The organism is uncultured Lamprocystis sp., assembly GCF_903933125.1.
Classification (GTDB): Bacteria; Pseudomonadota; Gammaproteobacteria; order Chromatiales; family Chromatiaceae; genus Thiodictyon.
Genome location: NZ_CAIZIZ010000354.1, coordinates 1 through 12,710, shown reverse-complemented (window position 1 = coordinate 12,710; position 12,710 = coordinate 1). Strand labels below are relative to the sequence as shown.

The 12,710-nt window shown below is 65.1% G+C and carries 9 protein-coding genes; 2 read left to right on the top strand and 7 right to left on the bottom strand.

Features of this window, described 5'->3' with window-relative positions:
* Positions 1 to 610: AAA family ATPase (locus QZY03_RS18405; RefSeq protein ID WP_295583613.1), on the top strand; the 610-nt coding region annotated here is incomplete at its 5' end.
* A 205-nt stretch (positions 611 to 815) separates the two neighbouring features.
* Positions 816 to 1,580, top strand: a complete 765-nt coding sequence (locus tag QZY03_RS18400; RefSeq protein WP_295583612.1) for a GvpL/GvpF family gas vesicle protein — start codon at positions 816 to 818, stop codon at positions 1,578 to 1,580.
* Between the two features lie 229 nt (positions 1,581 to 1,809).
* Here QZY03_RS18400 and QZY03_RS18395 read toward each other — a convergent pair whose 3' ends face one another.
* The 7 genes from QZY03_RS18395 to QZY03_RS18365 form a co-directional block, all read right to left on the bottom strand.
* A complete protein-coding gene (locus QZY03_RS18395; RefSeq protein WP_295583611.1) occupies positions 1,810 to 2,724 on the bottom strand; it encodes a GGDEF domain-containing protein in 915 nt (304 codons plus the stop codon).
* 150 nt (positions 2,725 to 2,874) lie between these two features.
* On the bottom strand, positions 2,875 to 3,999 hold the full coding sequence (locus QZY03_RS18390; RefSeq protein WP_295583610.1) for a hypothetical protein: 1,125 nt from the start codon (positions 3,997 to 3,999) through the stop codon (positions 2,875 to 2,877).
* Between the two features lie 90 nt (positions 4,000 to 4,089).
* Complete coding sequence (gene brxD, locus QZY03_RS18385; RefSeq protein WP_295583609.1) at positions 4,090 to 6,585, bottom strand: BREX system ATP-binding protein BrxD; 2,496 nt, start codon at positions 6,583 to 6,585, stop codon at positions 4,090 to 4,092.
* Positions 6,582 to 9,302: a BREX-2 system phosphatase PglZ gene (gene pglZ, locus QZY03_RS18380; RefSeq protein ID WP_295583608.1), complete on the bottom strand. Its 2,721-nt coding sequence runs from the start codon at positions 9,300 to 9,302 to the stop codon at positions 6,582 to 6,584. The genes brxD and pglZ overlap by 4 nt, the downstream gene beginning before the upstream one ends.
* 23 nt (positions 9,303 to 9,325) lie before the next feature.
* On the bottom strand, positions 9,326 to 9,745 hold the full coding sequence (locus tag QZY03_RS18375) for a putative toxin-antitoxin system toxin component, PIN family (protein ID WP_295583607.1): 420 nt from the start codon (positions 9,743 to 9,745) through the stop codon (positions 9,326 to 9,328).
* Between the two features lie 3 nt (positions 9,746 to 9,748).
* Positions 9,749 to 9,979 (bottom strand): ribbon-helix-helix domain-containing protein, encoded by a 231-nt coding sequence (locus tag QZY03_RS18370; RefSeq protein WP_295583606.1) that lies wholly within the window; start codon positions 9,977 to 9,979, stop codon positions 9,749 to 9,751.
* A 121-nt stretch (positions 9,980 to 10,100) separates the two neighbouring features.
* A partial coding sequence (locus QZY03_RS18365) for a phage resistance protein (protein WP_295583605.1) occupies positions 10,101 to 12,710 on the bottom strand: 2,610 nt, incomplete at its 5' end.

The window sequence follows — 12,710 nt, the reverse complement described above, 5'->3', positions numbered from 1 at the left end:
CTGCATCAACGGCGAGACGCTGATTTACGACGAATTCAACCGCTCCCGCCCCGAGGTCAACAACCTCTTTCTCAGTATCCTGGGCGAGGGCATCCTGAACCTGCCGAACCGGCGTCATCAGGGCGCGGGCTATCTCCAGGTGCATCCGGAATTTCGGGTGATCTTCACCTCCAATCCGGAAGAATACGCGGGCACCCACAAGACTCAGGATGCCCTGATGGACCGCATGATCACGATGAAAGTCAGTCACTATGACCGGGAGACCGAGATCCGGGTCACCCAGGCCAAGTCCGGACTGCCGGCCAGCGAAGCGGCCATCGTCGTTGACATCGTCCGCGAACTGCGCGAGCAAAGTGTCAACCATCATCGCCCGACCCTGCGCGCCTGTATCGCCATCGCGACCGTCCTGCACAACTGCAAGCTCAGCCCGCGCGCCGACAACCTGTTCTTCCGCGACATCTGTCGCGACATCCTCGACATGGATGTCGCCAAGGTCCGCCGCGACGGCAACTCACTGGATGAATCCCCCGTCGATGAGGTGGTTGCACGCATCAGCGGCCGGTCCCGGCGCCCGAAGGCCGTCCCTTCGCCGCGCGAACGCGTGCTATAGTCTTGGCAACCGATATCCAGACATCGACCGTGGCGTCGGGGCGGGTTCCCAGCTCCGGGTAGCGCGTAGTAGCCATCGGACGTGATAACCGGATGTAGGGGCGGGTTTCAAACCCGCCCCTACACCAAAGGTCTATCCGGATATCAGGTCGGAAGGCGATAAGGCACCACCCATGACAACCCGCCGTTGAGCGAGAGGCCCGACCATGCCATCACCGAGCAAGCGAGCCACGGCGCTCGGGCGCTACATCTACGCCATCGTCCCCGATCAGGGTCGGCAGGAACTGGGGACGATCGGGCTTGACGAGGGCCTGGTTTACACCATCGGCGACGGGCGGGTCGCCGCGGTCGTCAGCGATCTGGCCGGCGGGCGCATCCGCCCCCAGCGGCGTTACCTGGCCGCCCACCAGGGGGTTCTCAAGCAGGTGCTGCAAACGGTGACCCCCCTGCCCACCGCCTTCGGCCTGGTGGCCGATGACGACACGGCAATCGCCCGCATCCTCAAGGACAACCAACCCGCCTTCCTCAGCCAGCTCAAGCGGGTCGAGGACGCCGTGGAAATGGGGATGCGTCTGGTCCTGGACGTGCCCAACATCTTCGAGTATTTCGTCGCCACCCACACCGATCTGCGGGAGCTGCGCGACGACGTCTTCCGTGACGGCGCGGCCCTGACACAAGACCAGACCATCACCCTCGGGCGCGCCTTTGCCGACTTGCTGGAGCAGGAGCGCGAGGACGCGACCGACCGGATCGAGGCCGTGATGCGAACCTGTTGCCGCGAACTCAAGCGCAATAACTGTCGCACGGAAAAGGAGATCATGAACCTCGCCTGCCTGGTGCCGCGCGTCGATCTGGAGCGATTCGAACAGACCGTGATGCAAGCCGCACAGCCGTTCGACGACAACTACGCCGTCGACTTCAACGGACCCTGGGCGCCCCACAACTTCGTGGAACTGGATATCAAGCTATAGCGGTCGAACGGGATAACCGGACGTAGGGGCGGGTTTCAAACCCGCCCCTACACCAAATGTCTGTCTGGATATCAGATGCGAAGGCTATATGACATCAACCGCACCGCCCCGCCGTCGGTGTCAACTATTCCGGCCACTTGGGCTCGCTGGGTGCGTAGTCAGGCCATCCTGGCCTGACACCGTCAGGGCTGGAAGCCCTGACGACGCACGCCGCTGGCCGGAATGACGATCAAGGCCCGCCGGTGCCTGCCACCACTTGGTTGCAGCCCGCGCGTTTGGCGGTGTAGAGGGCACCATCAGCCCGATGGTACAGCGCATCCAGATCCATTCCCGAGCTAAAGGCTGCAACACCGATACTCACACTGCCCTTGATCGAATCGCCGCTCCGTGTGTCGATTGCGCATGCCGCGATGACCAGGCGGATGCGCTCCGCGCAAGCCATCGCATGTTCGAGATCAGCTCCGGGCAGCACCACGGCGAACTCATCGCCGCCCATGCGGACACAAAGATCAGAGGCGCGCGTGTTGGCACGCAGGATATCGGCGATACGAACCAATAGACGGTCACCTTCCGGATGTCCGAAAGTGTCGTTGACGTGCTTGAAGTCATCCACATCCAACATCAGCATTGAAAGGCGGCGATCATGGCGAATGGCGTCGGCCAGCCACCGAGCGCCTTGTCGAAAGAGGGCGTGACGATTGCCGAGACCGGTCAAGGTGTCACGCTCCACAAGTTGCACCGCGGCCCGATAGCGCAGGGCATTGTGCACCGCCGGTGACGCGAGGCCCAGCACAGACTCGGTAAGAACCTGATCGTTTTCCGAAAAGCAGCGGCCACGCGTCAGCGAGAACGTGCCGATCCGCTCGCCACTCGAGGTTAAGTCATACTCCAACTGGTTGCGATCATGTTGTCCGCCCTCAAGCTCGATATCCCGTTCGGGATATCGGTATTGCCAGCCGCTATGGCCGATTAGTTTTTCGAGGAACCGGTCCAGTGTCGACAGGACTTGATCCAAGTCCAGAGATGCGCTGATGGCTTGCAGAAACCGCAGTGAATCGATGCGGTTGATCGGCTGATCCGGCGACTCCTGTGCCGCAGACACCAGCGTCAGGCAAGGTCTATCGGCTCTGCTCGTATGAATCACTTCGGCTCTCCAAGGGGAAAGGTCTTCCCGTCCCCGTTAAAGCGAAAAACATGCCAGCTTAAAAACCATTGCAAAAAAACAGGTTAGGTGTATTCCCTTGACAAACTGACGGTATTCTGACGCACAGCTGACGTTCGCTGGTGGTGGGCGTCAGCCGTCAGTCATACCGCTTGCTCGGCTGGATTCTATCAGCCGAACGACCGCCATGGGCGAGCGCGCAAGCAACGCAAGCGCTTCGGAACAGTCATAGCGAGCGTGAATCTCGCGATCCCTCAGCTCGGCTGGCAAGCATTCCCCGAATTTCAGCTCAGCGATGAACTCCGCGTCGAGCGGCAGGGTGATGTCGGCGGTTGCGTCGAAGACCTTGTCGCGGATGGCCGTCGCCAGCGACGCACGTTCCACCGCGCCGGTGAAGCTGATCGCGAGGTTATCGGCGATGATCCTGGTCGCCTCTCCAGCCAGCGCATGCGCCATCGCGGCATTGACGAGCCGGCCCGCGAAGGTCCACCAGACGAGGCGATCGTGCGCGTCGGCGATGAGGAAGGTCTTGCCCGACTCCACCCAGTCGAATGACTCGCGCAGCGCCGCCATGTGCGCCAACGCGCGGCGCGAGAAGGCGACCGGTGGTGCCTCGCGCGCGAGCACGCGGGCAACCGCCTGGCACAGCGCGAAATGCAACGGCTGGCCGGCGCTTAGCCATTGCGAGCGGCCGCGCAGTTCGGTCGGCTCGACGTAAGCCTTGCGTCGCGGCCAATCGATGTACTTGGTTGCCCAAGCGCGCCCGCCGAGGGTCAGGACCCTTGGTCCCTCCTCTTTCAGGATGAAGGTCGATTGGGGGACCTCACCGATCTCCTGCCGACCATGAAAGACCTTGATCGACGGTGGACTCACGAAGACCGAGAACAGGTCCATGAAGTGCTTGGCGCCAAATTGACGCTCACCCGATCGGCCGATCCCAAGCAGCCCCTGATCGGTGTGGAGGATCCCCGTCTCGAGCATGAAGTCGAGAATCCGCTGAAAGTCGCCCCGCGCGAGCATCGCCAATCCCGGCAGCCGTCCCAGCCAGGTCGGCCAGTCCGCGGCGGTGATCCCGGACTCCTGGAGGGCGAGGCCCATGATCTGCTGAGCGAAGAGATGCATGGGTAACGGCGGCGGCTCGATCGGCTCGACAAAGCCTTCGGTCCACAGCAGCAGCAGGGCCGCCGCCGGCAGGAATGCCTCCTCCTTGGTGATCAGAAAGAGGCAGTTGCGCGCGGTTCCCGGCAGCAATTCCACATTTGGGCGGCACCGCGGGACCTCTGGTGGATGCGGCGCGCGCGACCGCCGTGCCGAGTCCCTGCCACCGAGCGGCGCGCCTTATCCACCCTAACGGAGCCGGTTTCGTAGGGTGGATAAGCGCAGCGCATCCACCATCGGCCTCGCTGCCGACACGCTGTTGGCGGCGGCCACCCAAATTTGGAACTGCTGGGTTCCCGGGCGACGGCCGGTCCGCCCGATCCGCTGCAGGAAGGACGACACCCGGCTCGGGGCATCGATCTGAATGACCCGATCGAGATCCCCCACATCGATCCCCAGCTCCAGCGTGCTGGTCGCGACGATCACGCAATTCTGCCCCTGACTGAAGGCCGCCTCCGCCGCCTGTCGCTCCTCCAGGCTGAGGCAGCTATGGGAGACATAGGTGCTCACACCGAGCCCACGCAGCTCGATCGCCAGTTCTTCGACCCGCGCTCGGCTGTCGCAGAAGACCAGGCGCTTCTCCCCGCGATGCAGCCGGGAGATGACCAAGGCCGCGTTGCGCAGATTGCCGACCCAGTCGAGTTCGACTTCCGGAGGCATACCAGTGTCCGCCGGCGGATCGATGACGCTGCACGGTTGGGCCAAGCCCCCCGCGAGCCAGTCGCACAGGTGATCCGGGTTGCCGACCGTCGCCGAGAGTCCCAACCGCTGCAGGTCTCGACCCGCAATGTGGCTGAGCCGCTCAAGCAGATACAGCAGATGCCAGCCGCGATCGTCGCCCGCGAAGGCATGCACCTCGTCGAGAACGACGCAGCGCAGATTCGCGAAGAGCCGCTGATGGTCGACTCGCCTGGAGATCAGCGTCACTTCCAGGGACTCCGGTGTCGTCAGGAGGATGTCCGGCGGATCGGCGATGAGCTTGGCCTTGCGCGCCGGGCCGACGTCGCCGTGCCACAGTGCGACGCGCCGCCCGACCAGCCCCGCAACGTGCGCGAGCCGCGGCTCGAGGTTGTTGAGCAGCGCCTTGATCGGGCAGATGTAGAGGACGCTGAGGCCCTCCCAGCGCTCGCTCAGCATCCGCGACAGGACGGGGAAGACCGCCGCTTCGGTCTTTCCTCCTGCAGTGGGCGCCAGGAGGATGGCATGCTCCCCGCGCAGAATCGGCGCGATCGTCGCCTCCTGCAGCGGACGCAGTGACCGCCAGCCTAAGCTATTGACGATGTGGTGCTGAAGCGCCGGATGCAACTGATCGAACGCGAATCCCCCCAACCCCCCTTTTTCAAAGGGGGGGCCAGGGGGGATTTCCAACTCAATGTCGTCAGCGCGATCGGCCGAGCGGCCCGCGCGTTCGACCGCGGTCAGCTCTTGGTCGCTGACGGTGAGGGCATAGTGCCGGCGCGGGTCGAAGTCGGCGAACTGATCGACCCGGTCGAGGACCTCGCCGACCAGCTTCTTCAGAAATACCCGGGGCGCGATTCCGACCTTGCCGCCCAGGGCCCCGGTGACCGCCTGGGCCAGCGCGGCGATATACGCATCGTCGACCACCTGGGTGATACGCTCAGACGCCCCGCCTTCCGCACGGCCCGCGGCATAGAGATCCCGCACCTTGCGACCCACCTCGCAGAGGGCTTCGACGTCGAAGCCCCGCAGGCGGATCTGCACCGCTCGGGGATTGTCGAAGCGGGCGTCGGTCGCGAAATCCACGGCGAGGCGTTGCGCCAGGGGCGGCAGTCGCTGCACCCCCATGGGGCCATCAAAGAAGGGCGGCGTCCCGGTGACCACCAGATAGAGTCCCGGAAAGCGCCCACTGTCGATCTCGTCCATGAGCTGCCGCAGGGCGTTCAAGCTCTTGTCGCGCACGTCACCGCGCATGCGCTGCAGGGTCTCCACCTCATCGAGGACCAGCAGCAGCCCCGGATGGCCGGAATCCTTGAGGATGGTGAGCACGCCCTGCAGGAAGCTCAGGGCGCCGAAGTGGTCGATATCCCCTTTGATGTTGGCGCAGCGCTTGATGGCGGCAGCGATGTTCGGCTGACCCGCCATCCAGGCCAAGAGGCCGTCGGCGATGTCCTCGTGCCCTTCGAGCAGCGCGCGGCGATAGGCACGCAGGGTCAGCGCAAAGGCCGGCGCCGAACGCACCACCTCACCAAGGCGCTGCTCCATCAATGCATCAGTGGCCTGCATCAGGGCCGGGAGGTCGTTGGGATCTACTCCGCCCTGTGCGATCACATCCTCTTCCAACGCAAAAAACCAGGCGTCGATGACGTTGCGGAAGGCTCCCGTTGGTGAATCCGCGGTGGTCAGCCGCTCGATCAGACGGCGGTAGACCGTCTCCAGTCGATGCAGTGGCGTTTCGGTCTCGGAGATCTGCACCTCGGAGCAGGCGAAACCGATGCGTTGCGCGCGCTCACGCAGCCAACGCACGATGAAGGTCTTGCCGCTGCCGTACTCACCGCGGATGGCCTTGAACTGCCCGCGCCCGCGCGCGACCTTCGTCAGCTCTTCGTCGAATGCGGCCTCAAAGTGCGTGAGCCCCACCGCGAGCGCATCGAGCCCGTATTGCGGCACCGTGCCGCGCCGCAGCGCGTCGATGATGTCGGCTCGGCGCTGGTGGCTGATGCTCATAGCTCGAACTGGGTCTTCAGCGACGCGAGATCGAGCCGGATCGTCTTGGACACCCGATCGATCGCCAGGACCGGATAGCCATCGACATTGAGCAACTTCTGCACGCCCGCCAAGAGTCCGTTCAGGCGAATCTCGGGGAGACCCAAGCCCTGCGCCAGGGCGGCGGCCATTTGCTGACCGCCGGCCTGTGACAGCAGCGCCAGGAGTTGCCGCAACTGCGCCTCGCTCACCATCACCCGACCGCTGCGCGCCTTCATCTGCGCAAAGACCGGCGAGGCCATCAGGGCCTCGATCCAAGCGTCGCCCCGCTCCAGCGCCGGGCTTGGCATGGGCCGCTCGGCGAAGAGGTCCAGCGTGTGCGCATCCCGCTTCGACCGCCTGGCGGCGGGCGCCGGCACGGCATCCACGGCGGCCGTCGCCATCGGCTCCGCAACAGGTTCGAGCGCCCACCAGTCGGGCGCTTGTCGCGCCACTTCCTGCCAGCCATCGAGCGGGCCGGTCTCGCCGGCATTGCGGTAGACGCCGAACGGAATCAGCACCTCCTGGAGCGAGCCGCCGCCGTGATAGCCCATCTTCTTCGCCGTATAGCGAATCCGCTCGGACCAGGGCAGGATGACCTGGTTGCCGGGGAGTACCACGCGCTCGCCCAAGACCCGCACCTCGCCGACCCCGACTGGCTCGGTCGCCGGCTTGAAGCGCTCGGTCTCGGCATGCGTCTTCACCAGCGCCATGTCGTGATCCAGCACATGGCCATGGTCGCTCGTGAGGATCACCAGTCTCCTGGATTCCCGGGCGGCCTCCAGGATCTGTCGCAGCACGCCAATCGATGCCACCGACCAGCGCACGGACACCTGAGCGCCGCTGCTCAACTGGTCGTCGACCGCGTTGATCACCGCGCCGACGACCTTGTGCGCTTGGCCCGCGATGATTTCCCGTACCCCGTCGGCCAAGGCGCCGCTGCCCGGCTGCTGGAGATCGCTCTTGTGAAACAACAGGGGCGGGAACTTCGTCGACGACAGCGCCTTCAACGCGGGATGCGCGGCGAAGGCCTTTTTCTCATCGGCACCGCAGCCCTCGCCCAGCGTGCCGGCCAGCAAGGCAAAGCGGCTGATCTGCGTGACCGTCGGCAAGGCGGCGAGCAAACAGCAGGGCGCGGTGCGCTCCGCGGGCTGCAGCTCCACCCAGCCGTGGTGCAGCAGATCGCCCGCGAGCTCGCGGTAGACGGCATGACTCATCCCATCGAGCACCAGGACCAGCACCGGCTGCTGCTTCGCCAGGGGGGCGACCAGGCCATCCAGCGCCCGCTCCACCGGCAAGACCGATGCATCGACCTGGTCTCCCCGCGCGATGGCCGGCAGATGGTGCGAGAAGCGTTCGTTCAGACGCTCGCGCCGCGCGCCGACCTGACTGACCAACCGCGTATAGACGCGGTTCAGGGCCTCGTGTTCGTCGCCCGACCAGAGACGCGCGCGCGCCCAGTCCAGATAGCCGCCACTCGCGACGTAGTCCTGGACTTCCTGGAGCAAGCTCCCCCGCTCCACTTCCTCCGTCTTCAGCCAACGGCAGGCACGGACCGCCAACTCCGCCGTGCGCAGTTGCTCGGTGCGGACCTTGGCCAGTTGATGCTGCCGCAGATCCGCCAGGGCGGCGAGTGCGGGCGCGATCGGTTGGCCCGCGAGCGCCGCTTTGAGCGCCTGCGCGAGCCGTTCGAGCCGCTGTCCGTAGCCGCCCGGCAGCAGGTCGGACGCGGCTGCCAGCGGCTGCATGTCGAGACTCGCAAGCAGTTGCTCGGCTTGCGCAAGCGCAGCATTAAGCGCGCGATAGGGGCGCTCGACCAGGAGCCGTTCGAGGTAGCCGACGGTTGTCCGGCCATAATCCTCCAGCGTCGCGTCGCTGATTCGAGCGCCGCCGACCACCCGCTCGCGCAAGCGTCCCCTGGCCTGAAACAAGGCCTGGTCGGGCGTCAGACCAGCCCGATACAGCACCGAGCAGACCAGGCCAATCGCCACCATCTCGCCCGCGTGCCCTTGTCGCCACAGACTCAAGACCAGGTCGGTCGGGGCGCCCAGTCGGGGTGCGAGCCAGTCGCCCAAGTGCGCGACCACGGTCTCGGGGAGTGCTGCGACCGCCGCGTCAACCCCCGCCGCGCGCGACCAATCCAGGAGCGCGTCCAGATCGGGCGCTTCGCCCGCGAAATCGAGCAGCGCCAACGCCAGGGCGCGCCACGCCTTGTCGAAATCCAGCACATCGCCGAACGCGATCCGTCCACGATAGCGCTCATAACCGTCGACCAGCGCCTCGGCGATCCAGCGGTAGGATTTGGCCGTCAGCCGCGGGTCGATCTGGCGCACCCGCAGTAACTGCTCCAGGGTGCGCCAGGGGCTGATGCGCTTCGGCTCGCAACCCCAGAGGCGTGCCAGGACATCCTTGGACAAACGCGTTTCATCGAAGGGCGAGAGCATCACCAGCCGCTCGGCCCCGGGCCTGTGGGCCACCAGCAACTCGCGCATTGCCAGCTCCGAGGGGCAATAGACGACCCGCAGCGCCGTGTCCGACAACTGCCGTCGCCGCTCGCGCGGCTCGATGGGCTCGGGCCAGACCAGCGCGATCCGATCGGCCTGGGCATCCTTGGTCAGGATCGCCTGCACCTGGGTGAGTACGGCGCTGGGGAGTTCGGCGTGCTCGGCGATGGGCGGATTCAATAAGGCTGAGGTCATCGGGAGATCTTCAATGAGACCGCTCAGTGGTGTCGCAGCACTTGGGCACAAAAGGCGGCCGGTGTCAGAATCCGCGTCCGTCCCAGGGATCCGCGCTGCAACAAGCCGGCACGGCGGTCACCGGTGACCAGATAATCCGCCTCACCGGCCTGAGCCATGGCGAGCAGGAAGGCATCGTCCGGGTCATCGGTCTCGAAGCCGTCAGGTAACGCCTCGAGCACCAAGGCGCGCTGCAGGTTGTTGATCATCACCCCCACTTTTGCAGGCTGCAGCACGGCCTGCAATTTGGGATAGCGACTGGCACGGCGGATCTCTTCCAACTGCACGCGCGAGGTCACCAGGGTGAAGCGCGCGGCCCGCCACGCCCGATAGATGCTTTCCGGTGGACCATGGGGTGAGATCAGTGCGCTGAACAGGATGTTGGTGTCCAGCACCACGCGCATGACTTAGCGTTTGGCCCAGGTCAGGGCCTCATCGACCATGGCATCAATGTCCTGCTCAACGATGCTCGCGTTGGCGGCCTTGGCCTCCTCGGCGCTCAGCTCCAGGATATGCGCCTGCACCGCTTCCTCGATAAAGTGCGACAGATCGCCCTTACGCCCACCGCCACGGCTGGCGAGGAACAGGCGCAGGGCTTGATCGGTTTCGTCGGAGACGGCCACGTTCCAGCGTGTCATCAGGGGTCTGCTCGTAAATCGGTGTTTATGTGTTTATACACCCGTCGATCGGCTGGGGCAACGCTCACCCCCTTCGAGAAAAAAGCGTTCACCCGAGACCCAGAGCTGGGCATCAGCATCGTCAGCCATCCATCTCACCCAAAACCTGGTAACTGATGTCCAGGATCACACCGTCGCGCAACAGTGGCTCGATCTCCTTGAGCACACGGCGGGCTTCATCGACCTCCAGACCTTGGCGGCTGTCTTGCTTCAGCACCGTCTTACCCTTGGGTATTAAGGGCGGCTTCGGTGGCGGCTTGATCGGGGGATCGACCACCGGCGGGCGCTGGATCAGCCGTGTCGCGTCCGCCTGGGCCTGCTTGAGCGCATCGGCGAGCGATGTCACCAGCTCGTCCGCCGCCAATGCGTCTGCCACGGCACGCTTGATCCGCACGCCCTCGCCATCGCCCCAGACGGCCTCCAACAAGGTCCAGTTGTTGTCCGCGATGGCGTGACTCACCCGCGTTGCCGCGACGATGCTGCGGGCGAGCGCCGGCAGGCTGGTGACCGGCGTCATGCCCGCCAGGGCGTCGACCAAGGCGGGTCCCTCCCGCGTCTGCAACTGTTCCAGCAACTGCACGGCGAGGCCGGCATTGGCGAGTCGATGGCCGTTCGCTGCAAGACCCAAGGCGCCGAGCTGGTCGGTCAGATCGGCCAGCAGCGCACGACAGGGCTCCAGGTAGGTAACGACCGCGTCGCGCACGTCCCGCTGCAGCGCGTTCTGATTGCTCGCCGTACGCAGCGGACTGGTCGTAAGGCCGAAGACGGCGCCGGCGTGATCCAAGGCCCGCTTCCACTGCTCCGGCTCCGCCAGATCCTGCTTGATCAGCACCAGTTCGTCACGGATGTCCTTCAAGGTGACATCGTCGTACGGACCGCCGTGGAAGGTGAAGGCGTACTGTCCCTGCTCGGCGAAGACCCGGATCAGCAAATTCTGCACGACCAACGGCAAGCCCCGCGGGCGCGGCTGGTCCATCGCCTCGCGTAGCGCCCGCACCGTCACGTCCCCGCCCACCCTCGCCAGCTCGCGGTTCAGTTGCTGCGGCCAGTCCTCCTTGAAGATAAAGTGACGTTCGTGCATCTCGCCAAGCCTCAGGGGCTGGGCGATCTGGCGCATCAGCGGGCGCAGCGGGCCGTCGACGTCGATGCGCCCGTGCGGCGCATGGATGGCGCGACACAGCTCGGTGAACACCCGGCCCAGATCCGCTGGGCGGACTTCGCCGTCGAATTCGGGGTGATCCGGGTACTGAGCGGTCAAGGCCTGCCCGAGCAATTGCTCGAAGGCCTTCGCCATGGTGGTGCCCTGCGGGGGGCGTGGGGTAAACCCCGGCTGCAGCGACATGAGCTGCGATTCCAGCAGATCGCTGTGGTCGAGCGAACCAGGCAGCGCCGCGGCCACCCCATAGGCGCCGATCAGGACGTCCTTCATCTGCTGACGCAACTGGCTGCGCTGATTGTCGAGCAAGGTCCGCGCGCTCACGCGATCCTGCGGGCTCAAATGACCGCTGTAGCTGTTGAAGCTGTCCTCGCTCTTGAGGATGGCTTCCAGTACGACCAGTTTTTCGAGGTTCTTCTGCGCACTCTGGCTCAGGAAATAGGGCAGCCAGCAGATCGTCCGCGCCTGTCCTCCCGCGGCCTCGAAGTCCCGCACGCGCGCCTGATCGTCGGTCGGTGAGTAGTTCCCGGTGTCGAAGGGAAAGTCGATGATGACCTTCCATTGGTCGTCGCGCGACTCGAACAGACTGTCGTCGGTCATTTCGCGGATGTTCTGGAACAGCACCTCCACGCGCCGACGCGTCCCGCGCCACAGCCACTCGTGCTCGACGAAGAGCTGCGTGTCGTCGCGGATGCCGAAGGCGTCGAAGACCATCTCCTTGACCAGGCGCCGGCGGTTGCCGTCGTTGTCGTTGATGCGCGCCTGTTCGATGATGCTCTCGGTATCCACGCCCGAGAGCTGCACGCCGATGGTGGGATTGGGGTCGTCGGAGATCTTGATCTCACCCACCTGCCCCGCCCATTTGCGGCACTTCTGCAGCACCGTCCGGGCCTCTTGGCCGGGGATGGGCGAGCGGATGGTGCCGTGATTCAGGGCCGCGAGCTTGGTCGCGGTGAGCTGCTTGAAGCTCTCCACCTCGGGGACCAGTGCGGCCAGCACCAGGGTCTTCAGCAGGCGCAGATCATTATTGAATGCCTGCCGTTTGGCATCGTTGGGCGGCAGCTCCTGGAGCGCCTGACCGGTGAACTGGTGCTCCTGCTCCAGGACCGGGATCAACTTGCGCTCGAACAACAGCTTGGCGTTGTCGAAATGCTGCCGCATCTGCTCGGAGAAGGGCTCGGCCTCGGAGGCAATGACATCATAGAGGTCGCCGACCGGGATGACGCTTCCCAGCAATAGGGTCTCGCGCTGTTCCACCAGCAGCATCAGCATCACCTTGAGCGCCGTGCGCTCGCGCTGCAGTGCCGAGGAAAGCGCCACCAGCGCCTGCACCAGGGCCGGGCTGAAGGGATAGAGCGCGCGGAACATCTCCCGGTCGCCGTTGCTGGTCAGCAGCAGGTTGAAGGCCTCCTCGCGCATCGTCTGCGTCTGCGCGAAGGACTCCTCGATCCGGGCCTGGGCGGAGGCGTTCAAGGGTTGCAGCAGACGCCGCTGGGCGATCACCGGCAGGTTGCGATCCTCCAGCGTGATGGTGTG